This window comes from Alterluteimonas muca, from assembly GCF_021191595.1.
In the GTDB taxonomy this organism is placed as follows: Bacteria; Pseudomonadota; Gammaproteobacteria; order Xanthomonadales; family Xanthomonadaceae; genus Luteimonas; species Luteimonas muca.
The window spans coordinates 24,154-50,283 of sequence record NZ_JAIWPS010000004.1 but is presented as its reverse complement, the minus strand read 5'-3'; the positions used below and the strand labels follow the sequence as shown (position 1 = coordinate 50,283).

The window sequence follows — 26,130 nt, the reverse complement described above, 5'->3', positions numbered from 1 at the left end:
CGACCGACGCCTGACGTCGCCCGCCCCTTTCCCTCCCCGGGGACGGGCTTACGGCGCCGGGGCGCCCGGCACGGCGACCCGCACGCCTGCACCCGGATGCGTGATCCGCAGCTCGTTGCCGTCCCAGCGGGCCGGCTTGCCGTCGATGGTCGTCGTGCCCGGCACATTGGGATACGGCCATTGCAGCACCAGCCCGCCGGGCGGCAGGCCGGCATCGGCGGCGACATCGAGCCGCAGGACATCGCCGTCCCGCCGCAGCCGGTAGCCGAGGCGTCCATGCGGGGTGCGCATGCCACGCAGGGCGACGCCTTCTTCCAGCCAGTCCGCGGGCACGCCGGCCGCAAGCACGATGCTGTCGTCGATCTCGCGCACGTAGGCGAACATGTCCAGCGCCGCACGCACGAAATCCGAGCCCACCCATGCGTGTGGCAGGTCGCCAACGAAGAACGGCGTGCGCGGCGTCGGCGTGACCACCTCGCCCCACTGGTTCCAGGCCTGCGGCACGCGGTGGCCGAAGAACCATTCGCGCGCCTCGTTGGCCCGCTCGCGCCAGCCCAGGCGCACGAAGGCGGCGACGTTGCGCCATTCGTACGGGGTGTAGTCCTTCCACGGTTCCAGGCCGTCGCGGCGGGCGACGAACTTCTGCCAGTAGCGCTCGAAGGTATTGGTCAGCAGTGGCTCCGGCAGCCGGCCCTGCTCGCCACCGGGTGCCAGCGCGATCGTGGTCGAGGTGGCATCGAAATCGCCCAGCTCCGCCGCGCCGGGCAGGTAGTCGATGCCGTGGATGCGTGCGGCCGCCCGCAGCGAGGCGTCGAGGTCGGCGCGGAACTCATCGCGCGCGGCGGCCATCCGCTGCGCATCGTCGGCCCGGCCCAGCGCTTCGGCCACCTCCACCGCGTCCTTGTAGCCGCGCAGCGCCCAGAAGTTGTCCCAGTACGAATGCATCGGCTTGGCCGAATAGCCCTCGTGGCTGATCGAAGCCGGCATCATTCCGTAGAAGGCCTCGTTGAGCTGGCGGTTGGCCTCGGTGCGTTCGCTTGCGCGCAGCACTTCCATGTAATCGAACGCGCCCTGGACGTGTGGCCACATCGCCTCGAGGAACGCGCGGTCACCGGTGTAGCGCCAGTACTCGGCGATATTGAAGATCAGCTCGCCATGGCTGTCGTTCTCCGGCACCGGGTCGCTGCCGCGGTCGTCGACGCAGCACGGCACCATGCCGTTGTCGAACTGGTACGGCGCATACCACTCGACGTAGTCCTTCACCACTTCCGGCCGACCCATCCGCAGCAGGCCTTCGGAGATCATCGCGCCGTCGCGGATCCAGCTGCGCGCGTATGATCGCGTGCCCGGTTGCAGGCGCGGGCCGATGCGCGAGATCAGCATGTGCGCAAGCGAGGTGCGCAGCGTGTCGGCCAGCGGTTTGCCCGCCGCCGGTACGTCGAAGCCGACCTCGCCCAGCTTGCCGCGCCACTCGTCCGCGACCGTGTCCTGCCAGGCCTGCGGGTCCCACGTCGCCGGACGCGACATGTCGCCGTCCATCGGGATCAGCAGGTCGACCTCGCGCGATTCGCCAGGCGCCAGGCGCATGCGCCAGACCAGCGCGCCGGATGCGAGGGCCTGCGCATCGTCGACCGCGGTGGTCTCCGGCAGCGCGCCGGCGGCGATGTGCTCGATGGCCATGCCGCCATCGAAGCTGCTGGCGAACGCGGCATCCGCGGACTGGCGCACATGCACGCGCGGCATGCCGTCGACGCTGACCGTATCGGCAGACACCGCCAGCGCGCGCAGCGGGCTCACGCCACCGGTGATGTTGAGGAACTGGGTGGGCGGGTTGACCTGCAGCGGCCGCACCGCGAGCGCCAGCGTGTAGTCGCGCGCGCGATCGCCGGGGTTGTGCAGGCGGTAGCGGGCGACCAGCTGCGACGACTCCGGTTCCCCACGCGCGAATGCTTCCACGCGCAGCGCCGCCGACGCCTGCGTCCATTCGACGGCGGGCATCGGCAGGTAGTCGTCGAGCAGCGACTGGCGCGCCTCCACGTCGGCCCAGGTCAGCAGGGCGTCGTCGACGCGCAGGAAGGGCTCGATCGAAAAGCCGCCCGCGGCCACCTCGATCGCGCCGTCCTCGCCGATCAGGCCCTGCTGGTAGCCGCCATCCAGGCCGAGGATGGTCCAGTACGCCTGTTCGCCGCTGAACCCGCGCGGGAACCAGCCGCGTGGATGGTCGGCCGCCACGGCTTCGACGAAGTCGTTGAGGTGATTGCCGAGCTCGACCGGTTGCAGCGTGGCCGCGGCGAGCGCAAACCCCTGGCCAGGGCCTTCCAGCAGATCGATCGCGACATGCCGCGCCTCGGACTCGGGCAACCACAGCCAGTCGACGCCACCGTTGCCGGCATCCACCGTGCGCAGCGCGCGCCAGGTCACGCCATCGTCGGAACCCGACACGGTGTAGCGCTGCGCATGCCGGCCCGGCAGCCACTGCAGCCGCAGGCCACCGAATTCCCGCGGCTTGCCGAGATCGAGCAGCAGCCGCTGCGGTGCGGCCGCGGTGTTCCAGGCGGTGCGGGCATCGCCGTCGACGGCATTGGCGGCGCCGTCCGGGGTGGTCGGCGAGTGCGCGGTGGCGACCAGCGGGGACGGATCATCCGCCGGCAGCGCTTCGAGTGTCAGCGAGTCGAAGCACACGGTGCCCTTGCCGCCGGCGTTGTTGTAGATGGTGAACTCGACCTTCTCGCTCGCGCGCAGGGTGCGGTCCGGATCCGGCCCCCAGGCCTTGTCGATATGCCGCTTGCGGTAGCGTACGGGCGTCCATTCGCGCGGATATTCGTACTTCGGCCGGTTCACCCACCAGACGTTGTCGCCGCTGGCATCAATGACCTTGAACTGCAGGTCGTTGGCCGGCGAGTCGCCGCGCAGCTGGAAGCCGAAGCGGTAGTTGTCGTGATACGCGAGCGACAGGTCGCGCTGGATACCGACGTAGCCGGAGACGCCGTTGTAGTCGTAATCCAGGCACAACGCACGCCCGTCGACGCCATCCACGGCACGCAGCGCGCCGCTGACCTGGTTGGAGGTGACCACGCGCCAGGCCGAGGGATCCTCGAAGTCGTCAAGGACACGTGCCTGGGCCTGCAGCTGCGGAGCGACGAGGAAGCCGAGCACGCAGCCGACTACGCAGGTGGAAAGCCCTTTCCGTGAGTGCGCACGCAGGTCTGGAAGGACCGGTGCGATCCGCCAGGCCGGGACCGTTGGCGCCATGGATGGCGCCATCGAGCCCCCATGGATGGGTTCACGGCGTGTCCCGGCCTGGCGGATCGCGCCGGTCCCACCGCGGATCCACCGGACTGCCAGCGAAACGAAACCTTCAGACATAGCGCACACCTCACCCCTTGACGCTTCCCAGCAGCAGACCCTGGATGTAGTAACGCTGCAGCAGCAGGAACAGCAGCAGCACCGGCAGCACGGTGACCACCGCACCGGCCATCATCATCTCCACTTCCTGCACGTGTTCGCGCGACAGCGCCGCGATCGCCACCGGTAGCGTGTAGTTGTCCTGGTCGGTCAGCACGATCAACGGCCACATGAAGTCGTTCCACGCCGCCATGAAGGTGAAGATGGCCAGCGTCACCAGCACCGGCTTCAACATCGGCAGCACGATCTGGAAGAAGATCCGCAGCTCTCCGGCGCCGTCGATACGCGCGGCTTCCAGCAGTTCCTCGGGGATCGAACGCGCGTACTGGCGCACCAGGAAGATGCCGAACACCGTCGCCAGTGCAGGGATGATCACCGCGCCGAAGGTGTTGACCAGCCCCAGCCCCTTCATCATCAGGAACAGCGGCAGCATCGCCACCTGGGCGGGGATCACCAGCGCCGCCAGCAGCACCTGGAACAGGCGGTCGCGGCCGCGGAAGCGCAGCTTGGCGAACGCATAGCCGGCCATGGTGTTGACCAGCAGCGCGCCCACGGTGATCGCGATCGACACGATCAGGCTGTTGACGAAATAGCGGCCCATGCCGGCACGCGCGAACAGCTCGCGGTAGGCATCCAGGCTCGGCGCCGCCGGCAGCAGCGGTGGCGGGAACGCACTGGCCTCGCCCTTCTGCATGAACGACACCGCGACCATCCACAGCAGCGGCGCCAGTGCGATCAGCGCCAGCACCACCAGACCGGCGTTGACCAGCAACGCGTGCAGTCGGCTGTCGCCGACATCGGCCGATGTACGGCTCACAGCGCCCCCTTGCGGCGGCCGATGCGCAGCAGCACCGTGGTGACGGCGAGGATGATCAGGAACAGCAGGAACGCCACCGCGGACGCGCGGCCGAGGTTCCACCACATGAAGCCTTCCTCGTACATGAAGTACAGCACGCTGACCGTGCTCTGCAGCGGATCGCCACGGGTCATCACGTACGGCTCGGCGAACAGCTGGAAGTAGCCGGAGACCGTGATCACCCCGACCACCAGCAGCACGGGGCCGAGCATCGGCAGGGTGATGTGCAGGAACTGCTGCCAGCGCGAAGCGCCATCGATGCGTGCGGCCTCGTAGAGGTCCTGCGGAATCGCCTGCAGCCCCGCCAGCAGGATCACCATGTTGTAGCCGAAGTTCTTCCACACCGCGAACAGGATGATGGTTGGCATCGCCCAGCGCGGGTCGCCCAGCCAGTCCACCGGCGCAATGCCCACGTGCGCGAGCGCCCAATTCACCAGGCCGTAGCTGGCGTGGAAGAGGTAGCGCCAGATCACCGCCACCGCCACCAGGGTGGTCACCACCGGTGCGAACAGCGCGGTGCGGAACAGTGGCTTGAAGCGGGCGACCTTCGCATCGAGCAGCATCGCCGCGCCCAGGGACACCAGGATCGACAGCGGCACGCCGACCACGACGAAATACGCGGTGTTGCCCAGCGCCTTCCAGAACAGCGGCGTGCGCAGCAGTTCGAGGTAGTTGTCGAAGGCGACGAAGCGCAGGTTGTCGATGTCGGCCAGCGCGTAGAGGTCGAAGTCGGTCAGGCTCAGCAGCAGCGCCGATGCCACCGGCACCACGAAGAACAGCCCGAGCACCAGCAGCGCCGGTCCCGCGAACAGCCACCCGGCGGTACTAGCGCGCATCGGAGCCCTCCCCGCCCTGCTGGCCGCGTACCCAACGGCGCTTGGCCAGGATGTCGTCGACGCGCGCATCGAGTTGCGCGACCGCGGCGTCCTGGGCCAGGCCGCCGCGCACCACGCGTTCGCTCATCAGCCGCATCTCCTGGGCGATGCGCTCCCATTCCAGGACCTGCGGCGTCGGCTTCACCCGCTCGAGCTGGTCGCGGAAGGCCCGCGCATGTGGATCGGCCTGCAGCTGCGGCAGTTCCCAGGTACTGCGGCGCGGCGGCAGGTTGCCGATCATCGCGTGGAAGCGCTGCTGGATATCCGGCCGCGACAGGAACTCGACCAGCTTCCAGCTCGCATCCTGCACCTCGGAGCCGCGGAACAGCACCAGGCTGGTACCGCCGGCGATCCCGGCACCGGGGCCTTCTGGCCCGGGCAGCGGTGCGGTCGCCCAGTCATCCTGCAGGTCGGCTGGCAGCCGGTTGCGGAACTCGCGGATGTTCCACGGGCCGGAGATGTAGAAGCTGAAGAAGCCGCGCCCGAACTCGTCCCAGACGTTGGAGATCTGCGATTCCGACATCGGCGGCGCCCAGCCGTTGTCGAACATGCCCGCATAGAACCCGAGCGCGCGACGGAACCCGGGACTGGAGAAATTGCCGCGGGTGCCGCCATCGCGCAGCAGCGGATCATCCTGCTGCAGGGCGAACGACAGCAGCTGCTCGAACTCGTTGAGCGGCACCATGATCGCGTAACGGTCCGCACCGACGTGCGCCCTGACGTCGGCCATCGCCTGCGCCCATTCCGCCCAGTCGCGCGGCGGTGCGTCCCAGCCGGCGGCGGCGAGGATGTCGCGGCGGTAGAACAGCAGCCGCGTGTCCACGTACCACGGCACGCCGAGCAGCTGGTTGTCGATGACATTGGTGGCCCAGATGCCCGGGAAATAGTCGTCCGGATCGATGACATCCGAAGCGGCGACGCGCGCGTTCAGCGGCTCCAGCGCGCCCAGCGTTGCAAATTCCGGCACCCAGGTATTGCCGAGCTGGCACAGGTCCGGCAGCGCGTCGGCGGCGTAGGCGGTCAGCAGCTTCTCGTGCGCGGAGGTCCACGGGATCTGCTGGATGCGCACGCGGATGCCGGGATTGTCACGCTCGAATTCGTGCACCAGCTCGCCGACCACTTCCGCTTCGCGGCCCATCGCCCAGAACCGGATGACGGTGTCGTCGCCCTGGGGACGGCAACCGGCCAGCAGACCGACGATGCCGACGAGCAGCCAGGTCCACAGCGCACGACCCCCACGCCATTGCGCATGGGATCGATGCACGCGGACCTGGCCCTGCCCCATGCCGTCGTCTTACTGCGCCGGCGCCGGGCGGGCCGGCGTGCCGCCTGCAGCCGCTGCGTCCTTCCGCGCCGGTGCGGCCGCGCCGGTGTCCGTGTCGGCGCCATCGGCAGCGCCCGGCCCGGCCTCGCCGCCCTCGGCTGCTTCCTCGCCGGCGCCCGCCTCCTGCGCCGCCAGCTCGTCGAGCCAGCCACCGCTGAAGCCGGCGCGCCGCAGGCCCTCCTGGATATACGGGCTCCTGCGCATCAGGTTCCAGACGAAGCCGTTGCGGTAGTTGGCGATCATCGCAAGGATCGGGCCCTGGTCGATGCCGATGTAGTCGCTGGCCACCCAGCCCAGCCCCGGCACGATGCGCCCGGTCTTGAGCGGCACGTCGTACTGGAAGCTCGGGTTGAAGGAATCCAGGAACCCGTAGCTTGAATACAGGTGCTCGCCGAAGCGGCGGTGCAGTTCCTCGGTGGCCGGGATGACGATCTCCGGGGCGAACGCGATCGACGCCACCGCCGCGGTGGGCGCAATGGTGCCGTCGTCGAACGCGACCGCGAGACCCGCGCCACGTGCACTGTAATGGCGGAACTCGCGCATCTGCCTGTTGTATTCCTGATCCGTGCGCTGGGCGCCGTCACTGGCGGTCAGGCCCCACACGTTCTCGCCGTACTCGCGCCAGCCCATCGGGTTCTCGATCGCGTACTGGCGCTGGGCATAGGTCGCGCGGCGGCTGTTCTCGAAATAGTCGATCCCGCGGCCGCGCATGTACTCGTCGCGGATGCCACGGAAGTCCACCCAGGTGTGGGTGTACTGGTGGCCGAAGTGCGGTGCGAAGCTCAGGTATTCCTGGCCCATGAAGGTGCCCCAGACCTCGGTGTCGTAGGTGCGCGTCCACCCTTCCCAGGCCTCCGGACCCACCGGATGCGTGGGCGAGCCCAGCGCGAGGATGTAGACCAACATCGCTTCGTCATAGCCGGTCCAGTCGTGCTCGATGAAGCCGGTCTCCGGATACCAGCCCATCGAGATCAGCGGAGGGCGCACCTGCAGCCAGGTCCACTCGACGTTGCGGTAGAGCTCGTCGGCGATCTCGCGGATTTCCTGCTCGCGGGCATCGTCGCGGTCGTAGTACTGCTGGGCGAACAGCACGCCCATCATCAGCAGGCCGGTGTCCACGCTCGACAGCTCAACCCACGGCTCGTAGCGGTGGCCGTTCTGCATGTCGATGAAGTGGTAGAAGAAGCCCTTGTGACCGATCGTCCCGGTTTCCTGCGGCCCCTGCTTCGCGTCGCGGAAGAAGCGCAGCGTGGTCAGCGTGCGGTCGACCGCCTGGGTGCGGCTGACCCAGCCGTTCTCGATGCCGATGGGATACGCGGTCAGCGCGAAGCCCACCGAGGCGATGCTTGAAAACGGTCGCGACGGATAGCGGTCGGGGGTCAGCCCGTTGACCTCGTTGGTGGTGTCCCAGAAGAACTGGAAGGTGCGCTTCTCGATGTCGCGGAACAGCGGCGGCAGCTCCGGCGGGCCGGCCGGCTTTACCGGTTCGGGCTCTTCCACGACGGCCTCCGGGATCGGGCCGGGCCGCGGCGGTTCCACTTCCGGGGCCTCGCGGCTGCAACCGGCCACCAGGGCCAGCAACAGCAGGGGCAGCAGCAGCGTCGGCAGCAGGGATGGGGCGCGATACCGGCCTGTTCGCATCTGTGATGTCGCCTTCTGTAACCGTTTACAGACCCAAGTATAAGAGAGGCCGCCCGCCTGAACGGGCGGCCCCGGTGTTTACCAGTCGACGCCGAAGGAGAGCTTGAAGTAGCGCGTCGGCCCGCGGATCGCCAGACCGGTCTGTTCGCCGGCGAAGCTGTAGTCGTTCCAGTTCTCCCAGTTGAAGACGTTGAAGACGTCGCCACGGATGCGGAAGCTCAGGTCGGTGCCGGTGTTCCAGACCTTCTGCAGTGCCAGGTCGAGCTGCTTGTACTCGATCGTGCGGTCGCCGTAGTAGCTGTCGAAGTACCCGCTGAGCGGGCTGGTGAACACGGTGACGTCGCGCGCGACCGGGCTTTCCAGCGTGAGCTTGCCCGACAGCGTCATCCCGCCCCAGATGTCGGCGATTCCGGTTGCCACCACGCGGTGCCGCGGGATGCCGACCGAGTCGATGAACGGCGCGCCATTGAGGTTGGGCAGGTCGAACAGGTAGTGCTCGTCGTTCTGCGCCGCATTGCCGCGGTTCTCCTCGGCATCGCTGTAGGTGTAGGCGAAGGTCATCCCCCAACCCGAATCGGCCGTATAGGCCTTGTCCACCGACAGCAGGATCGAGTTGAGACGCGTCTCGACGCCGTTGTCGGCAATGATCAGCGTGCCGTACCCGGGGATGCGGAAGTCCCAGGGCGCGTTTCCGAAATCGGCGCCCGGCGGGAAGAAGCTGCCGTCCGGACGACGGTTGCCCAGGGTGAAGAGGATGCCGTCGTAGCTGCGCACGTGCGACAGCGTCACCGAGGTCATCCATTCGTGCTCGCCCAGCGTCAGCGCGTTGCGCATGCCCAGGCTGAACTGGTCGGAGTACGGCACATCGAGGTCATTGTTCATCAGGTTGACCTCGGCGCCGAGGTCGGGATTCGCCGCGACCAGCGCATAGAGGTTGTTGATGTCGAGATACGCCGGGTCCCACGGAATGCAGGTCGCACCCGGTGTGCAGGCCGCGCCCGGCACGCCGGTGAAGTCGAACGTGTAGGTCGGGAACGTGCTCTTCGACTGTTCGAGGGCGATGTAGTCGAACAGGTTGCGGTCATAGGCGCGGCCCGCGCCGCCGAAAATGACGTGGCGCTCGTCGGCGTTGATGTCGTAGGAGAAGCCCAGCCGTGGCTGCCACGCACCCTTGAACGCACTGCGGTTGTTGCCGCTGCTGATGTAGTCCTCGATGTCGTAGTCGGCGTTGTCGAGGTTGCTCCAGGTCCGCAGCGCGTTGGCCAGCCCGGCCGGCGTCACGTAGTTCTCGTACCCTTCGGTCTTCTCGTAATCCCAACGGACGCCGAGGTTGAGGGTCAGGTGCTCGTTGACCTCCCAGTCGTCCTGGATATAGATGCCGAACTGCCGGTTCGGCGAATTGACCGTGCGGTCCTCGAAGCCCGGCAGCGGCGCGCCGAAGCGCACCCGGTTGGGCAGGAACGACGCCAGCGTGGTATTGCCGGCGGCAAGATTGGCCAGATAGTCGATCTCGAGCTGCTGGTTGTAGGGCTGCTGCTCGAGCGAATCGAGTTCGACGTCCTTGTACTTGATGCCCATCTTGACGGTGTGGCCTTCCCAGCCGAAGAACGTCAGGTCGTTCTGGAACGACCACCCCTTCTGGCCCTTGTTCTGGAAGTCTTCGCCGCCGCCGTAGTTGACCAGCGTCCCGCGGCCGATGGCCTCCGGAAGGTGCAGGCGGTAACCCGGGCCGATGGTGATGGCACGCGGGTTCCAGTAGGCGTCCTCGTAGGTGATGTGGGCATCGTTGAGCCAGTTCTCGGTACTGAACTGGTGCCGCAGGTCGAGGCGCGTCTCCTCGTTGTCCTTGGCACTGCCGAACGACGGCGTGTTCGGGCCGTCGCCGATCCCGGTGATCTCGGTCTCGTTACGGCGCTTTGCGGTCAGCTCCAGCAGCTGTTCGTCGTTGATCTGCCAGCTGAGCTTGCCGAAGTACAGGTCGCTGTCGAACGGGCGGTTGGCGGTGCCGAGCAGGCTCTGCACTTCCGGGGTCAGCGGCACCGGCACGTTGCTGATCGTGCCCAGGCGCACCTCGCGCGGGTCGACGATCTCCTTGGCCTCGTAGGTCACGAAGAAGTGCAGGCGATCGCGCAGGATTGGCCCGCCGAGTGCCACCCCGTACTGCTCCGAGCGCGATGGGATCTTCTCGCCACGCTCCAGCTCGGAGGGGGTCGACGCGCGCCAGTCGTCACCGGTGCGGTCCCAGAAGAAGCTGCCTTCGAACTCGTTGGTGCCGGAACGTGTCACGGCGGTAACCGCCGCGCTGCTGATCTGGTCGTACTCGGCCTTGTAGTTCGAGGTGATGACCTTGTACTCGCCGATCGCCAGCTGCGGGAAGGGATTGCCGCGGGTCGAATCCTGGCTGCTCACACCACCCTTGGTGACGTAGTTCTTCTGGCCGACGCCGTCGATGTAGACGTTGACGCCATTCGCCGACTGCGCGCCGCTGCGCAGCTGCGTCGAACCGTCGGCACGCTCGACGAAGGTCATGCCGGGCACGGTGTCGGCGAAGGCCAGGAAATTGCGCGAGCCCTGCGGCAGCATCTCGATCTGGCGCGGCGAGACATAGGTGGCCACTTCGGACGTGCGGGTTTCCGCCATCCGCGTCCCGGTCACCACCACGGTGTCCATGTCGGTCGCCTGCTGCGGCCCGGTTTCGGCCACCCCGCCCACGGTGAGGTCGAGGTTGGCGGTCTGCCCGACCCGCAGGGTTACCGTTTCCGACGTGGTCTGGCCATTGGCGGTCACGTCGACGCGGTAGGTGCCCGGCGGCAGCCCGGCCAGGTTGTAGCTGCCGCTCGCGCCGGACTGCACGCGCCGCGTCAGGCCGGTGGCGGTGTTGGTCGCGGTCACCTCCGCCTGCGCCGCGGGCGCCGAGTCGGCCAGGACCTGGCCGCGCAGAGTGGCGCCGGTGGACTGGGCGAATGCCATGGGCATGGAGAGCATCAGTGCGCTGCCCAGCGCGCAGCTGAGCAGGGTGCGTTGCAGACGGAGCGACGCGGGGCGCTTCTTCATCGGGGGATCCTCGTGACCAGCGGTCGGATTGCTAAGGCTTCGTGAACGTTCAGCTCGGTGAAAGAGAACACCGGCGATGTGCATGGCGCGTCTAGGCGACGGCAGGTGATCCGCAGGACTGGCGCACGACCAGTTCCACTTCCAGCCGCTCGGCGCGGGCGGGCGTCTCCGGATCGGCCAGATGCGCAATCAGCGTGCGCAGCGCGCGGGCCCCAAGCGCGGCGATATCCACGCGCATGGTGGTCAGCCCGGGATGCACGTAGCGGGCCAGCGGGATGTCGTCGAAACCCGCCAGTGCGATGTCCTCCGGCACCCGCACGCCGGCCTGGTTGAAGGCGAACAGGCAACCCAGCGCCATCATGTCGTTGGCGGCGAACACCGCATCGGGGTGCTCGCCAGAGGCGACCAGCTCGCGCCCGGCCGCATGCCCGGAGGCCTCGTCGAAATCGCCCGGGAGGATCCACGGCTCCGCGCCGCCACCGGCGGCGAGGGCGTCCCGGTAGCCACGCAGGCGCTCGTGGGCGTCGAAGTTGTCGGCGGGCCCGGCGATGAAGGCGATGCGCCTGTGCCCCGCCGCGAGCAGATGCCGCGTCATCGCGCGCGCGCCCTGGTAGCTGTCGACGTCGAGCGCGGGCAGCCCTGCACGTGCACCACTGTTGAGCAGCACGGCCGGCATCCCCAGCGCCTGCCCCGCGAGCGGATCGGCATCGGCGACGAAGGGCGACATCAGCAGCAGGCCGTCGACGCGCCCGCGCATGGCCCGCAGCGCGGCGCCCTGCTCGTCCGGATTGCCGTGGTAGCTCGACACCAGCAGGTGGCGGCCGGCCTCGCGGGCGACCGCATCGATGCCCCGCATCAGCTCGGAAAAGAACTCGCCGTACAGGTCGGGCAGCACCACGCCGATGGTCTGGGTGCGCCGGCTGCTGAGGCTGCGCGCGGCATGGTGCGGGCTGTACTGCAGCCGGTCGGCGACCTCCAGCACGCGCTGGCGCACATCCGGGGCCACGTTCTCGTGGCCGTTGAGCGCGCGCGACACGGTGGCCACGGACACGTTGGCCTCGCGCGCGACGTCTTTGATGGTGATGCTCACCCGCCCTCCGAAGCTGGGTGCACAGGGCGCGGACTGTAAGCGCTTGCAGACATCTCTGCAAAAGTGTCGCAATACCGCCGTGCACCGCTGTGCGACGCGGCTGCGCCGGCCATGGTGCACGTCGTCATCCGTCTCGCCAATGCCGTGACCTCAGGGCAGCACGCGCCGGAACGGCCGCACCTCGACGCGGTCATAGACCCCCGCGGCGACATACGGATCGGCGTCGGCCCAGGCGCGGGCAGCGTCGAGCGAGTCGAATTCGGCCACCACCAGGCTGCCGCTGAAACCGGCCGGTCCCGGGTCCTCGGCATCGATCCGCGGGCACGGGCCGGCGAGCAGCAGGCGGCCGGCGTCGCGCAGTGCGACCAGCCGTTCCACGTGTGCCGGGCGCGCTTCGAGCCGCTGCGCGAGCACATCGTCACCGTCGTAACCTTCGATCGCATACCACATGGCGCGGGGCATCCTGGCTGTCGGGGCGCGGTAGTGTACGGATGCGGCCCGCGGCTGGCACCGGTGCGGCACGGTCCTGCATGCCCGCGCGTGGATAAACCCGCGACGGGCGCATGCTGGACAGCCGCGCGGGGAGCCCGTAGGCTAGCCCGGAGCTTCGAGACCCGACCGCAGCGGCCGTCGCAACTGGACGTCCGATCCGCTGCCCGTCACGGTCCCGCCCGACGCCCTTTCCGCCATCGCACCGCCCACCGACCGGGTGATGTGGCCAGTGGCGTCCGGCCGCCAAGTCCAGTCGTCATCGGCCCTGCCCCACAGCGGCCAGCCGGCCGGGTGCGCATATTGGCAGCCGCACATTCGGACACCTGGCCGGCCCGGAGGGGGCCGCATCGCGAATGACACAACCCGGCCTACCCGCCGCCGCTGCCGCGGAATCCAACCCGAATGCGCCTCCGCAACAGCAGGAGATGCCGCTCGCGGTGGTGCATGGCCAGCCGGTGCTGCAGATTCCGCAGGACCTGTACATCCCGCCGGATGCACTCGAGGTCATCCTCGACGCGTTCGAAGGGCCGCTGGACCTGCTGCTGTACCTGATCCGCCGGCAGAACCTCGACATCCTCGACATCCCGGTCGCGGAGATCACCCGGCAGTACGTCGCCTACATCAACGTCATGCAGGACCTGCGGTTCGAACTGGCCGCCGAGTACCTGGTGATGGCCGCCATCCTCGCCGAGATCAAGTCGCGCATGCTGTTGCCGCGGCCGCCCAGCGAGGAAGGCGAGGAAGACGATCCGCGTGCGGAACTGGTGCGCCGACTGCAGGAGTACGAACGTTTCAAGCAGGCCGCCGAGGACATCGACCGCCTGCCGCGCATGGAGCGCGACACCGCGACGGTGTCGGTCGACATCCCCGACCGCGCCACGGTGCGCCTGCCGCCGCCGGTGGACCTGCCGGAGCTGCTGCTGGCCCTGCACGACGTGCTCAAGCGTGCGGAGCTGTTCACCGGCCATGCGATCCGGCGTGATGCCCTCAGTGTCCGCCAGCGCATGGGCGAAGTGCTGAGCCGACTCGAGGACGGCGCGTTCCACCGCTTCGAATCGTTGTTCGACGCGCACGAAGGCAAGCTCGGGGTGGTCGTCACCCTGCTCTCGCTGCTCGAGCTCACCAAGGAGCGCCTGCTCGAACTGGTGCAGGACGCGCCGCTCGCGCCGATCTACGTGAAGTCGCTGGCCACCCGCGACGGCAAGGCACCCGTCAGCCTGGTCAGCGAGTTCGACGAGGACATCGAGGACGCATCCGATTCCGGCGCATGAGCTGCGCGGTCCGGATCGCCCCTCGCGACACACACCGCGGCCAATCGCCGCATCACGATCGATGACATGGACCAGACACTGATCAACCGCATCGTCGAGGCCGCCCTGCTGGCCGCGAACCAGCCGCTGGGCGTGGCCCAGCTGCGGGGACTGTTCACCGTCGACGAGCCGGCACCCGAAGGTGCCGTCGAGCAGGCACTGCACGATCTGCAGGCCGCCTGCACCGGGCGCGGCGTGGAACTGGTGGAGGTCGCCTCCGGGTGGCGCTACCAGGTGAAAGCCGACGTCCATGCCTGGGTTGCGCGGCTGTGGACCGAGCGCCAGACCCGCTACACCCGCGCCACCCTGGAAACGCTGGCACTGATCGCCTATCGCCAGCCGATCACCCGCGGCGAGATCGAACAGGTCCGCGGCGTGGCCACCAGCAGCAACATGATCAAGGCGCTCGAAGAACGCGAATGGATCCGCGTGGTCGGCCACCGCGACATCCCCGGCCGGCCCGAACTGCTCGGCACCACCCGGGCGTTTCTCGACTACTTCGGCCTGAAGCGACTGGACGACCTGCCGCCGCTGTCGGAGCTCAAGGATTTCGGCGAGCTCGAACCGCAGCTCGACCTCGGCGATCGCACCCCGTCGCCTGACGGCGCGATGCCGCTCGGCGACACTCCGCTCGAGGCCGAAGCAGTGGACGCCGACGGCGGCGACACCGGTGCCGATCGCCGCGACGACACCCCCACCACGGCGCCGGACGCGGATACGCGGCCCGACGACGACCCCGACGCGGCATCCACGATGCCCGGCGTCACTTCCGATTCCCTGGACGGGAGCGCCGATACCGGCGCGTCCGACCCGGAACCCACCGAAACGAATACCGCCCTCGCCGAAGACGGCGACAGCACCCGGAGTCAATAGATGAACGACAACACCCCCGCCCAGGACAAGGGCACCCGCAAGCTTTCCCTCAAGCGCGACGCCGACACCACGCCCGCGCCGCGGCTGGAGGAGCGCCTGCACAAGGTGCTCGCGCAGGCGGGCCTCGGCTCACGCCGCGCGCTCGAGCAGCGCATCGCCGAAGGCATGGTCAAGGTCAACGGCGAGCCGGCGCAGACCGGCATGAGCGTGGGCAGCGGCGACCGCATCGAGATCGATGGCCGCAGCTTCGTCGCCAGCGCGCTGACGGAACCGGCCCGCGTGCTGATCTACAACAAGCCCGAGGGCGAGGTCACCACCCGCGAGGACCCCGAAGGCCGTCCGACCATCTTCGACGCGCTGCCGGTGCTCAAGGGCGCGCGCTGGATCGCCATCGGCCGCCTCGACATCAACACCACCGGCCTGCTGCTGCTCACCACCGACGGCGAGCTGGCCAACGCGATGATGCACCCGTCCTACGAGGTCGAGCGCGAGTACGTCTGCCGCGTGCGCGCCCCCGAGGGCGAGGACGTGGTGTCGGACAAGATCGTCGACCGCCTCAAGCGCGGCGTGGCACTGGACGACGGCCCGGCGAAGTTCGACGAGATCGAGCGCATCGGTGGCACCGATTCGCACGACTGGTTCCGCGTGGTGGTCAAGGAAGGCCGCAACCGCGAGGTGCGCCGCCTGTGGGAATCGCAGGGCTGCCAGGTCAGCCGCCTCAAGCGCACCCGCTACGGGCGCATCGCCCTGCCGCAGCCGTTGCTGCGCGGACAGTCGCAGGAGCTTGCCGCCACCCAGGTGGAGGAGCTGCGTCGCGAGCTGAAGCTCGAGGAAGGCCCGCCGCCGGCGCTGACGCTGCAGCAGGTGATCGGCCAGCGCCGTGCCAGCAAGGCGACCGTGCACATTCCGCGCGAGGCGCGCGGCACCGGCAATGCCTACGTCAACGGCCACACCACCGCCGACGAAGGGCGCGAGCTGCGCCGCTTCGACCACGTGCGCGAGGACCGCGGCCGCGGCGGCAACCGCAGGCCGCACGGCGGGCTGACGGTGAGTGGCGAAGCCGCCGCCAAGCAGTCGCAGAAGCCGTTCAAGCAGCGCGCCGACAAGCACAACCGCGCGCTGCCGGAAGGCAACCCCGCCGCATTCCGCAGCTGGTATGTGCCCGATGGCGTGGACACCGGCCCGGCCGGTCACCGCAATGCCGACGGCCGCGGGCCGAAGAAGCCCTATGGCAACAAGAAGCGTCCGGGCGGTGGCGGTGCTGGCGGTGGTGGCGGCTATGGCGCCGCGCCGGGCGCCGGGCAGAAGCGCGCGCCGCGTGCCTCGCGTCCCTACGGCCACCCGGACAGTGCGCCGGTGTTCCCGTCCGACCATGGAAACCCCGGCGGCCATGCGGGTGACCGCGGCCGCAACCCGTATCCGCGCGCCGGCTCAGGCCCCGCCCGCGGACCGGCGGGTGGCAATCGTGGCCCCGGCGGCGGCAAGGGCCCGGGCGGCAATCGCGGGCCCGGTGCCGGGCGTGGGCCGGGCGGCGGTCCGGCGGCGGCCCGTGGGCCAGGCGGTGGCAACCGCGGACCATCGGGCGGCAACCGTGGCCCCGGCGGTGGTGGCCGTGGCCCAGGTGGCGGCGCCGGTCGCCCGGCTCCGCGGGGTCCGCGTGGCGGCAACCGCTGATTGCTGAAGACCCGGGAGGTCGCGCCGGGTCGGCGGGATGACACGCCGTACGGCGTGTCGTGAGCCCCGTCGCCGCGACTGACGGCGAGAGTGCACGTCCAGGCGGCGGTGTGCGTTTTGCGCGCGCCCGCACCGTGATGACCTGCGCAGCTCAGCGACGGACGGCGTCAGTCCTCGCGGCGCAGGATGGTGTGCTGGTCGGGTTCCAGCCGGCGCACCCGCCGGATGCTGGCCAGCGGGATGAAATGCGGCTTCTCGGGCTCGAGGGCATCGTCGAGGCGCAGCACGCCGTTCGTGCCCTCGTTGCCCTGTGGGTCATGGAACATCTGCAGCGTGGGCTTGATCGCGACCGCGCCGGTCAGCACGCGCCCGTCATCGAGCTCCACTTCCACCCGCGCCTCCTCGTCGAGCACGAGGATCATCGCCTTGATCCGTTCGATCTCCGCCTGATCGGTCACCACACGCTCGGCGAACTGGGCCATGACGGTCTCCTGCTGGGAAAGACCGTCACTACACCCCGCCGGCCGTCAATGCCGCGGCAACGCCCTACTCCGCCCGCGCAGGCAGGCCGTCCATCTCGAAGCGATCGGCATCCAGCATCGCCGGGAAGTGTTCGCGGTAGGCGCGCAACGTCGCCGCCTGCAGGGTGGTGGTGCTGACCACCTCGAAATCGGTGGCCTCGGCAAGCGGGGTGCCGGCGAAATCCAGCACCACGCTGTCGCCGTCGTAGGCAAGCCCGTTGCCGTCCTCGCCGACGCGGTTCACGCCCACCACGAAGCACAGGTTCTCGATCGCGCGCGCGCGCAACAGCGTGCGCCACGCGTACGCGCGTGCGGCTGGCCAGTTGGCCACGAAGATCTGCACGTCGAAATCCAGTTGCCCCGGGCGCTCGACGTCGTAGCGGTTGCGGCAGAACACCGGGAAGCGCAGGTCGTAGCAGACCTGCGGGTTGATCCGCCAGCCGCGCCAGTCCACGGTGAGCCGTTCGCGACCGGCGGCGTAACGCCTGTGTTCCCCGGCGTAACGGAACAGGTGGCGCTTGTCGTAGTGCGCGAGCCCGCCATCGGGGGTTGCCCACAGCATGCGGTTGAACACGCCATCGCCAGTGCGCAGCTGCACGCTGCCGGTCACCGCCGCATCCAGCAGCTGCGCCTGTTCGCGCACCCAGGCGACCGTCGGGCCGTCCATGTCCTCGGCGCGGTCCATCGCGTCGTTGCTGAAACCGCTGGTGAAGGTTTCCGGCAGCACCACCACGTCGGTGATGCCACGCAGCGAGCGCATGAAGTCGCCGTAGTACTCGCGGTTCGCTTCCGGGTCGTGCCAGCGTGTCTCGCCCTGGACGATGGACACGCGCAGATCGTTGCTGGGTTTCACGTGGTGGTCCTGCCTGTATCAGTCTGCCGTTACAGCGCGCGCAGGCGCTCGATGGCGGCATCGAGCGTCGCTTCGTTCTTGGCGAAGCACAGCCTCGCCAGGCGCTGGCCTGGCGGCGGCTGCGCATAGAACGGCGACAGCGGGATGGCGGCCACGCCGTGCTCGATGGTCAGCCAACGGCAGAACGCGGCATCGTCGAGATCGCTCACCGCGGCATAGTCCACCAGCTGGAAATAACCGCCCGCCACCGGCAACGGCTGCAGCCGTGTCGACGAGAGCTGCTCGCGGAAACGATCGCGCTTGCCCTGGTAGAAGGCGCCCAGCTGCTCGTAGTGTCCGGGCTCGGCGTCCAGCATCGCCGCGAAGGCATACTGGGCGGGTGCGAATGTGCAGAACACGTTGTACTGGTGGACCTTGCGGAACTCCGCCGACAGCGCCGGCGGGGCGATGCAGTAGCCGAGCTTCCAGCCGGTGCAGTGGTAGGTCTTGCCGAAGCTCGACACCACGAAGGCGCGCTCGCGCAGGCGCGGATGGCGCAGTGCCGACTCGTGGCGTGCGCCGTCGAACACGATGTGTTCGTAGACCTCGTCGGACAGCAACCACATCCGGGGGTGTTCGTCGAGCAGCGCCTGCAGCGCCTCGATGTCGCCGGCCGAGAACATCGCCCCGGACGGGTTGTGCGGGGTGTTGACGATCAGCATGCGCGTGCGCGGAGTGACCGCAGCGCGTACCGCGGCCCAGTCCACCGCGAAGCTGCGCGGGTCGAGCGCCACGTGCACCGCCTGCGCACCGGCCAGCTCGATCGCCGGCTCGTAGCTGTCGTAGGCCGGGTCGAGCACGATCACCTCGTCGCCGGCGCGCACCACCGCGTGGATGGCGTTGAACAGCGCCTCGGTCGCCCCGCTGGTAACGGTCACCCCGGCGTCGGCATCCGGCCGGTAGCCGTACACGCGCTCCGTCTTGCCGGCGATTGCCGCGCGCAGTGCCGGGATCCCGGTCATCGGCGCGTACTGGTTGTGCCCTGCGCGCATGGCGCGCTCGAGTTCATCGACCAGCCGTGCCGGCACCTCGAAATCCGGGAAGCCCTGGCCGAGGTTGACCGCGCCGTGCTCGGCCGCGAGCTGCGACATCGTGCTGAAGATGGTGGTGCCGACCTTCGGCAGCTTGCTGTCGGTTGCGATCGCCACGGTGCGCCTGTCCAACAACGGGGGCAACGCAGTGTACCTGCCGCTGCAAGGGATGTCCGTGCCGCGCGGAGCGCCTAGAATGGGCGGTCACTTCCGACCGTTGCCTGCGCGGCGCCGATGCCCGACTCCGCTCCATCCATGCCGCTCCTGAGCGCGCAGGGCCTCACTTTCAGCCGCAACGATCGTCCCGTGTTCGGTCCGCTCGACTTCGCCGTGGATGCCGGCGAGGCATTGCTGGTGCGCGGCGGCAATGGCGCCGGCAAGACCACCCTGCTGCGGGTGCTGGCCGGCCTGCTGCGTGCCGATGCCGGCCTGGTCGAGATCGACGGGCGTGCCGCGAAGACAGCCTTGCGCGCACAGGCGATGGCCTATCTGGGGCACCTGCCCGGGCTCAAGGCGGACCTCAGCGCGCTGGAAAACCTGCGCTTCCTGGTCGGCCTGCACGGGCTGCGCCGCGGGCAGCTGGTGGAACAGGCGCTGGGCATCGTCGGCCTGGCCGGCTACGAGGACACCGCCCTGCGCGAGCTCTCGGCCGGGCAGAAGAAGCGGCTGTCGCTGGCGCGCCTGTGGCTGTCGCCGGCGCCGCTGTGGCTGCTCGACGAGCCCTACGCCAACCTCGACCTCGATGGCATCGAACTGGTGAACCGCATGGTGCAGGCGCAGTTGCGTTCCGGCGGCGCCGCGCTGGTGACCACCCACGGCGCCTACGCCGCGCCGCCGGTGCGTACGCGTGAACTGGTGCTCGGTGGCAGCACCGGGGACGACGCCGTGGTGGAGGTGCTGGCGTGAGGCGCCCGACCCTGCGCACCGCTGCCGCGGCCCTCGTCGCCCGCGACCTGCGTCTGCTGTGGCGCCGCCGCGGCGACGCCCTGCAGCCGGCCCTGTTCGCACTGATGGTGGTGGTGCTGTTCGGCCTCGCCCTGGGCGGTGACGCCGCGACATTGGCCGGCGTGGCACCCGGCGTGCTGTGGGTGGCGGTGCTGCTGGCCGGCCTGCTGGCGCTGGACACCCTGTTCCGCGGCGATGCCGAGGACGGCTCGCTGGAACAGTGGATGCTGTCCCCGCTGCCGCTGGCCTGGCTGGTGCTCGTGCGCACCGCGCTGCACTGGGCGACCACCGCACTGCCACTGCTGGTCGCCGCGCCGGTGCTGGCGGAACTGATGCAGCTGCCGCGCGCCCAGCTGGCCGTGCTGATGGCCGCACTCGCGCTGGGCACTCCGCTGCTGAGCCTGATCGGTGCGGTGGTGGCGGCATTAACCGTCGGCATGCGCCGCTCGGGTATCCTCCTGTCCCTGCTGGCACTGCCCCTGTACGTGCCCGTGCTGGTGTTCGGGGTCGGCTGCGTCACCCAGGCCGGTCAGGGCCAGGACCCCACCGGAGGCCTGCTGCTGCTGGCGGCGGGCCTGGTGCTGGCACTGGTGCTGGCACCGGTGGCCGCTGCCGCCGCCATCCGCATCGCCCTCACTTGACCACCGCCCACGCGGTGGCCGCTGGAAACGCATGAACCCCGTCGTCCGCTGGTTCCATCAACTCGGTTCACCCCCCACCTTCGACCGCTTCGCCGCGCGCTGGGCGCCGTGGTGCTACGGGCTGGGGGTGCTGCTGATGGGCTGGGGCCTGTACGGCGCGCTGTTCCAGGTGCCGGCCGACTACCAGCAGGGCGACAGCTTCCGGATCCTCTACATCCATGTACCGAGTGCCTGGATGAGCCTTGCGGTCTACGGCCTGATGGCGGTGTACGCCGCGATCGCGCTGATCTGGCGGATCAAGCTGTGCGAGATCCTGGCGATGGCCTGCGCGCCGATCGGCGCCGCCTTCACCGTGATCACGCTGGCCACCGGCAGCATCTGGGGCCGTCCGATGTGGGGCACCTGGTGGGACTGGGACCCGCGCCTGACCAGCGAGCTGATCCTGCTGTTCATGTACCTCGGCGTGATCGGCCTCTACCACGCCATCGACGACCGCCGCGCCGCCGCGCGCGCGGCCTCCCTGCTGGCGATCGTCGGCGTGGCGTTGCTGCCGGTGATCCGCTATTCGGTGGTGTGGTGGAACTCGCTGCACCAGGGGCAGACGATCCGCGTGTTCGGCGAATCCTCGATGGACCCGAGCATGCTGCCGCCACTGATCTGGCTGGTGGTGGGTACCAAGTTCTGGTTCGCCGGCTCGCTGCTGGCACGTGCCCGCGCCGACAACCTCTATCGCGAGGGCGGCAAGGACTGGGTGCGCAGGCTGGCCGAGCGGATGCCGACCAGGTCCGGGCCCGCATGATCAGGATCAAGACCATCCGCGGCGCCTGCTGCGACACTGGGGCATGGCTGCAATGACCTACGCCGGTTACGTACTCGCCGCCTATCTGGTGTTCGTCGCGGTGCTGCTGTGGGACTTCGTGGTGCCGCATATCCGCATCCGCCGGCTGCTGCGCGGCGTCCGGCTGCTGGCCGCGCGCCGCGCCGCCAACCTGAAACGGGGAGACCTCGACCGATGAACCCGACCCGACGCCGCCGCCTGTGGTTCGTGCTGGCGCTGGTGCTGGCCGCCGGCGTGTCCACCACGCTGGTCGCGATGGCCCTGCAGCGCAACATCGCCTACCTCTACACGCCCGCGGAAATCCTCGATGGCCGCGCCGGTGCGCCGGTGGCATCGGGCGAGGCCCGCTTCCGCCTGGGCGGCATGGTGGCCGAGGGCTCGTTCGAGCGGCCTTCGGGTTCGCTGGAGTCGCGCTTCCTGGTGTCGGATGGCGATGCCGTACTGCCGGTGCTCTATACCGGCCTGTTGCCCGATCTGTTCCGCGAGAACCAGGCGGTGGTCGCCACCGGGCGTATGCGCGATGGGGTGTTCATGGCCGAGGAAGTGCTGGCGAAGCACGACGAGACCTACATGCCCAAGGAACTCGCCGACAAGATGGGCGTGGCCCACCAGAAGCACGGCATCGATGACGCGGCCGATGGCGCCCGTCAGGACATGCCGCGCTGATGCCCGTGTCCTGGGTCTTCCTTCCGACCGCAAGCGGATCGCGCGATGCTGCCTGAACTCGGCCAGATCGCGCTGCTGCTGGCGCTGATCGCATCGCTGATGCAGGCCACGCTGCCGCTGTTCGGTGCGCAGCGTGGCATTCCCGCGTGGATGCGCACCGCACGCCCGGCCGCACACGTGCAGCTGGCGCTGGTGTTCATTGCCTATCTGGTGCTGACCTGGGCCTTCGTGGCGCAGGACTTCTCGGTGCGCTACGTCGCCGAGAATTCGAACACCCTGCTGCCGTTGGTCTACCGGATCACCGCGGTGTGGGGCAACCACGAAGGCTCGCTGCTGTTCTGGGTGCTGATCATCGCGCTGTGGAATGGCGCGGTCGCGCTGTGGTCGCGCAACCTGCCGCCGGTGGTGATCGCACGCGTACTGGCGGTGATGGGCGCGGTGTCGTTCGGCTTCCTCGCCTTCCTGGTGTTCACCAGCAATCCGTTCGAGCGCCTGTTGCCGGCGGCGATGGAAGGCCGCGACCTCAACCCGCTGCTGCAGGACCCGGGGATGATCGTGCATCCGCCGCTGCTGTACGTGGGCTATGCCGGCTTCGTGGTGCCGTTCGCGTTCGCGATTGCCGCACTGCTGGATGGACGCGTGGATGCCCGCTGGCTGCGCTGGACGCGGCCCTGGACCAACATCGCGTGGGCGTTCCTCACCGTCGGCATCGCGCTCGGCAGCTGGTGGGCGTACTACGAGCTCGGCTGGGGTGGCTGGTGGTTCTGGGATCCGGTCGAGAACGCCAGCTTCATGCCGTGGCTGGCCGGCGCCGCGCTGATCCATTCGCAGGCGGTCACCGAAAAGCGCGGCAGCTTCCGCGGCTGGACGCTGCTGCTGGCCATCGCCACCTTCTCGCTGTCGCTGCTGGGCGCGTTCCTGGTGCGCTCGGGCGTGCTGACCAGCGTGCACAGCTTCGCCGCCGATCCGGCGCGCGGGCTGTTCATCCTGGTGTTCCTCGGCATCGTCGTGGGTGGCTCGCTGCTGCTGTACGCGCTGCGCGCACCCGACGTGGAGGACGGCAAGCCCTTCGCCGGCACCTCGCGCGAAACGCTGCTGCTACTCAACAACCTGCTGCTGGTGGCGGCCTGCGCGATGGTGCTGCTGGGCACGCTGTATCCGCTGCTGGCCGACGCGCTCGACCTCGGCAAGATTTCCGTCGGCCCGCCCTACTTCGGGCTGCTGTTCCTGTTGCTGATGGCGCCGCTGGTACTGCTGCTGCCGTTCGGGCCTCTGACGCGCTGGCAGCGCGACGACACGCCGCGGCTGCTGAAGATCGCGCGGCCGTGGCTGGTGCTGGCGCTGGTGGCGGGTGCATTCGGTTATTTCATGGCGCCGCAGGGGCCGTGGAAGGTCGCCATTGGCGTGGCGGGCGCGCTGTGGGTTGGCGCCGGCACGGCGTACTTCGCGTGGACGCGGATCCGCGGCAACGGCCGCTTCACCCCGGAACTGGTCGGCATGCTGCTCGGCCATGCCGGCGTCGCGGTGTTCCTGGTCGGCGCGCTGCTGGTGGAGGCGATGAACCTGCAGCGCGAGGTGGCGCTGCGCCCGGGCCAGACGCTGGAGATGGGCCGCGACAGCTTCCGCTTCGAAGGCGTGGAGCGGGTGCGCGGGCCCAACTACATGGCCGACCGCGGCCGCGTGGTGATGCTGCGCAACGACCGCGCAACGGTGATGCATCCCGAGAAGCGCCATTACGCCAGCGGCGGCCAGGTGATGACGGAAGCCGCGATCCGGCCCGGCGTGCTCGGTGACGTCTACGTGGCACTGGGCGAACCGCTGGGCGACGACGCCTGGGCGGTGCGGGTACACGTCAAACCCTTCGTGCGCTGGATCTGGACAGGCGCCGCGCTGATGGCGCTGGGCGGGCTGGTGACGGCTTTCGACCGCCGCTTCCGCGTCGCGCCGCGTCGTCCTGCCACCGGCGCCACGCCAAAGGTCGGCGCACCATGAAGCTGCAGCGCTGGCTACCGCTCGCGGTATTCGGCCTGATCGCGGCGCTGCTGGCGGCCGGCGTGTGGCTGAGCCGCGACCCCGACCGCGACGCCCTGCCCTCGCCGCTGATCGGCAAGCAGGCGCCGGCATTCCGCCTGCCGGCACTGCACGAGGCCGGGCGGCTGGTGACCGATGCGGAGCTGCGCGGCGCGCCCTACCTGCTCAATGTCTGGGGCAGCTGGTGCCCCGGCTGTCGCGAGGAGCACGGCGTGCTGACCCGCTTCGCCGAGACCCGTCGCGTGCGCGTGGTCGGCTACAACTGGAAGGACGAGCGCGCCGATGCGCTGCGCTGGCTGGAACAGTTCGGCAATCCCTACTGGGTGGTGCTGGTGGATTACGAGGGTCACAACGCGATCGAATGGGGCATCTACGGCGCACCCGAGACCTTCCTGGTGGATGCGGAAGGGATCGTGCGCTGGAAGCATGTCGGCCCGATGACCGACGACACCGTGCGCGAGCGCCTGCTGCCGGCGCTGGAGGCGATCGGCGGATGAGGACCGTGCTGCTTGCATTGCTGGGCATCCTGCTGGCGGCCCTGCCGCTCTCGGCCGTGCAGGCACAGGCGGCGCAGGATCCGGCACCGCTGGAGTTCGCCGACGCGGTGGAGGAGAAGCGCTTCCGCAGCCTGATCGCCGAACTGCGCTGCGTGATGTGCCAGAACCAGTCGCTGGCCGATTCCAACGCGCAGATCGCGCACGACCTGCGTCGCGAGGTACTGACGTTGATGCGGCGCGGCATGGGTGATGCCGAGATCCGCCAGTACCTGGTCGACCGCTATGGCGAGTTCGTGCTGTACCGGCCGCGCGTGGGTGCCGCCACCTACGTGCTGTGGTTCGGCCCGGCCCTGTTGTTGCTGGGTGGCGGCGTGCTGGTCTGGCGCATCGTGCGCCGCCGCAGCCGCGATGGCGCGGTTCCGCACGACGACACGCAGGAGTGGTGATGGCCCCGTATTTCGTGCTCGCGACGTTGCTGGCGCTGGTTGCCGCCGTGGTGCTGGCATGGCCGCTGCGCGGCTCGCGCCCGCTGTTCGCGGGCCTCGTGATCGCGATACCGATGATGGCCTTGAGCCTCTACCAACTGGTCGGCACGCCCGCCGGCCTGGACCCTGCGCAGCGCCGCGCGCCCGAAACCCTCGAGCAGGCCATCACCCAGTTGCAGGCGGACCTCGAGCGCGATCCGCGCCAGGTCGAAGGCTGGCGGCTGCTTGGTCGCGCGTTGCAGCAGCAGGAGCGCTACGCAGAGGCGCGCGATGCGTTTGCACGCGCTGCGCGCCTGGATCCGGAGGACCTTGGCCTGCAGACCGAATACGCCGAGTCGCGCTCCCGCGCCGATGCGCAGCGCCGCTTCGACGACGAGGCGATCGGCATCCTCGAACGCGTGCTGCAACTCGACACCGCCCAGCATCGTGCGCGGCTGTTCCTCGGCATCGGCTATCGCCAGCACGGCCGCAGCGCCGAAGCGGCCGCCACCTGGGAGCCACTGCTGCCGACCCTGGGCGGCGAGGCGGCGGCAGGCCTGCGCCTGCAGATCAACGAGGCACGCGTGCATGCCGGCCTTGATCCGCTGCCCGAGCCCGACCCCGTGGACACCGCTGCCGGCGAAGGCCTGCGCGTGCGCGTCGTGCTGGATCCGGACTTCGCCGCCCGCGTGCGGCTCGACCCGGCCGCGGTGGTGTTCGTGATCGCACGTGCACCGGACGGCCCGCCGATGCCGGTCGCGGCGCAACGCCATACGGTCGCCGACCTCCCACTGGACATCGTGCTTGGCGATGCCGACAGCCCGATGCCCACCCAGCCGCTGTCGGCGCTGCAGGAGGTCGAGGTGCTTGCACGGATTTCGTCGAGCGGCTCGGCCACCCCGCAGGATGGCGACCTGTCGAGTGCTCCGGTGCGCGTGCGGCTACCGGCGGCCGACACCGTCGAGCTGGTGGTCGGCGGCGAGACTCCCGACCCCCTTTAGCGCCGAAGG

21 protein-coding genes and 2 pseudogenes are annotated in these 26,130 nt (G+C 69.3%); 12 read left to right on the top strand and 11 right to left on the bottom strand.

Annotation, left to right across the window (positions count from 1 at the left end):
* Positions 1-48: 48 nt before the first annotated feature.
* From LDO11_RS07300 to LDO11_RS07265, 8 genes and pseudogenes are all read right to left on the bottom strand, one after another.
* Entirely contained in the window at positions 49-3,156 is a 3,108-nt protein-coding gene (locus tag LDO11_RS07300; protein WP_435574622.1) for a discoidin domain-containing protein, read from the bottom strand.
* Between the two features lie 220 nt (positions 3,157-3,376).
* A complete protein-coding gene (locus tag LDO11_RS07295; protein ID WP_129136080.1) occupies positions 3,377-4,222 on the bottom strand; it encodes a carbohydrate ABC transporter permease in 846 nt (281 codons plus the stop codon).
* Positions 4,219-5,097 carry a carbohydrate ABC transporter permease gene (locus LDO11_RS07290; protein WP_232140952.1) on the bottom strand — a complete coding sequence of 293 codons (879 nt, stop codon included), beginning with the start codon at positions 5,095-5,097 and terminating at the stop codon, positions 4,219-4,221. Before LDO11_RS07290 ends, LDO11_RS07295 begins: the two co-directional genes overlap by 4 nt.
* Complete coding sequence (locus LDO11_RS07285) at positions 5,087-6,400, bottom strand: sugar ABC transporter substrate-binding protein (protein WP_435574618.1); 1,314 nt, start codon at positions 6,398-6,400, stop codon at positions 5,087-5,089. The genes LDO11_RS07290 and LDO11_RS07285 overlap by 11 nt, the downstream gene beginning before the upstream one ends.
* A 71-nt stretch (positions 6,401-6,471) precedes the next feature.
* Positions 6,472-8,101: pseudogene (locus LDO11_RS07280) on the bottom strand (glucoamylase family protein); the annotation flags it as partial.
* A 78-nt stretch (positions 8,102-8,179) separates the two neighbouring features.
* Entirely contained in the window at positions 8,180-11,155 is a 2,976-nt protein-coding gene (locus tag LDO11_RS07275) for a TonB-dependent receptor (protein WP_232140950.1), read from the bottom strand.
* 91 nt (positions 11,156-11,246) lie between these two features.
* Positions 11,247-12,245 (bottom strand): LacI family DNA-binding transcriptional regulator, encoded by a 999-nt coding sequence (locus LDO11_RS07270; RefSeq protein WP_232140949.1) that lies wholly within the window; start codon positions 12,243-12,245, stop codon positions 11,247-11,249.
* A 150-nt stretch (positions 12,246-12,395) separates the two neighbouring features.
* Positions 12,396-12,695, bottom strand: coding sequence for a YciI family protein (locus LDO11_RS07265; protein WP_232140948.1), 300 nt, complete (start codon positions 12,693-12,695; stop codon positions 12,396-12,398).
* 395 nt (positions 12,696-13,090) lie between these two features.
* On the opposite strand from LDO11_RS07265, the gene LDO11_RS07260 reads away from it, so the two are divergent.
* The 3 genes and pseudogenes from LDO11_RS07260 to LDO11_RS07250 all read left to right on the top strand — a co-directional run bounded on the left by LDO11_RS07260 (position 13,091) and on the right by LDO11_RS07250 (position 16,594).
* Positions 13,091-14,008 (top strand): segregation and condensation protein A, encoded by a 918-nt coding sequence (locus LDO11_RS07260; protein WP_129136085.1) that lies wholly within the window; start codon positions 13,091-13,093, stop codon positions 14,006-14,008.
* 66 nt (positions 14,009-14,074) lie between these two features.
* Positions 14,075-14,905: pseudogene (gene scpB, locus LDO11_RS07255) on the top strand (SMC-Scp complex subunit ScpB); the annotation flags it as partial.
* Between the two features lie 15 nt (positions 14,906-14,920).
* A complete protein-coding gene (locus tag LDO11_RS07250) occupies positions 14,921-16,594 on the top strand; it encodes a pseudouridine synthase (protein ID WP_232140947.1) in 1,674 nt (557 codons plus the stop codon).
* A 167-nt stretch (positions 16,595-16,761) separates the two neighbouring features.
* Here the strand turns inward: LDO11_RS07250 and LDO11_RS07245 are convergent, their stop codons facing one another.
* From LDO11_RS07245 to LDO11_RS07235, 3 genes are all read right to left on the bottom strand, one after another.
* On the bottom strand, positions 16,762-17,076 hold the full coding sequence (locus LDO11_RS07245) for a DUF3247 family protein (RefSeq protein ID WP_232140946.1): 315 nt from the start codon (positions 17,074-17,076) through the stop codon (positions 16,762-16,764).
* 64 nt (positions 17,077-17,140) lie between these two features.
* Positions 17,141-17,968 carry an amidohydrolase gene (locus tag LDO11_RS07240; protein ID WP_129136089.1) on the bottom strand — a complete coding sequence of 276 codons (828 nt, stop codon included), beginning with the start codon at positions 17,966-17,968 and terminating at the stop codon, positions 17,141-17,143.
* A gap of 29 nt (positions 17,969-17,997) precedes the next feature.
* A complete protein-coding gene (locus LDO11_RS07235) occupies positions 17,998-19,149 on the bottom strand; it encodes a pyridoxal phosphate-dependent aminotransferase (protein ID WP_232141085.1) in 1,152 nt (383 codons plus the stop codon).
* A 123-nt stretch (positions 19,150-19,272) separates the two neighbouring features.
* On the opposite strand from LDO11_RS07235, the gene ccmA reads away from it, so the two are divergent.
* Genes ccmA through LDO11_RS07190 form a run of 9 tightly spaced genes read left to right on the top strand, consistent with a single transcriptional unit; the run spans position 19,273 to position 26,121 of the window.
* Complete coding sequence (gene ccmA, locus LDO11_RS07230; RefSeq protein ID WP_129136090.1) at positions 19,273-19,944, top strand: heme ABC exporter ATP-binding protein CcmA; 672 nt, start codon at positions 19,273-19,275, stop codon at positions 19,942-19,944.
* On the top strand, positions 19,941-20,624 hold the full coding sequence (ccmB, locus tag LDO11_RS07225; RefSeq protein ID WP_232140945.1) for a heme exporter protein CcmB: 684 nt from the start codon (positions 19,941-19,943) through the stop codon (positions 20,622-20,624). The genes ccmA and ccmB overlap by 4 nt, the downstream gene beginning before the upstream one ends.
* Before the next feature lie 31 nt (positions 20,625-20,655).
* Positions 20,656-21,423: a heme ABC transporter permease CcmC gene (gene ccmC, locus LDO11_RS07220; protein WP_232140944.1), complete on the top strand. Its 768-nt coding sequence runs from the start codon at positions 20,656-20,658 to the stop codon at positions 21,421-21,423.
* A 43-nt stretch (positions 21,424-21,466) separates the two neighbouring features.
* A complete protein-coding gene (gene ccmD, locus LDO11_RS07215) occupies positions 21,467-21,640 on the top strand; it encodes a heme exporter protein CcmD (protein ID WP_232140943.1) in 174 nt (57 codons plus the stop codon).
* Positions 21,637-22,128: a cytochrome c maturation protein CcmE gene (gene ccmE, locus LDO11_RS07210; RefSeq protein WP_232140942.1), complete on the top strand. Its 492-nt coding sequence runs from the start codon at positions 21,637-21,639 to the stop codon at positions 22,126-22,128. Before ccmD ends, ccmE begins: the two co-directional genes overlap by 4 nt.
* A gap of 45 nt (positions 22,129-22,173) precedes the next feature.
* The gene (locus tag LDO11_RS07205; protein ID WP_232140941.1) at positions 22,174-24,120 is read left to right on the top strand and encodes a heme lyase CcmF/NrfE family subunit; all 1,947 of its coding nucleotides are present in this window, start codon (positions 22,174-22,176) and stop codon (positions 24,118-24,120) included.
* Positions 24,117-24,656: a DsbE family thiol:disulfide interchange protein gene (locus LDO11_RS07200; RefSeq protein ID WP_232140940.1), complete on the top strand. Its 540-nt coding sequence runs from the start codon at positions 24,117-24,119 to the stop codon at positions 24,654-24,656. Before LDO11_RS07205 ends, LDO11_RS07200 begins: the two co-directional genes overlap by 4 nt.
* Complete coding sequence (locus tag LDO11_RS07195; RefSeq protein ID WP_232140939.1) at positions 24,653-25,102, top strand: cytochrome c-type biogenesis protein; 450 nt, start codon at positions 24,653-24,655, stop codon at positions 25,100-25,102. The genes LDO11_RS07200 and LDO11_RS07195 overlap by 4 nt, the downstream gene beginning before the upstream one ends.
* Positions 25,102-26,121: a tetratricopeptide repeat protein gene (locus tag LDO11_RS07190; RefSeq protein ID WP_232140938.1), complete on the top strand. Its 1,020-nt coding sequence runs from the start codon at positions 25,102-25,104 to the stop codon at positions 26,119-26,121. Before LDO11_RS07195 ends, LDO11_RS07190 begins: the two co-directional genes overlap by 1 nt.
* The last annotated feature ends 9 nt before the right edge of the window (positions 26,122-26,130 follow it).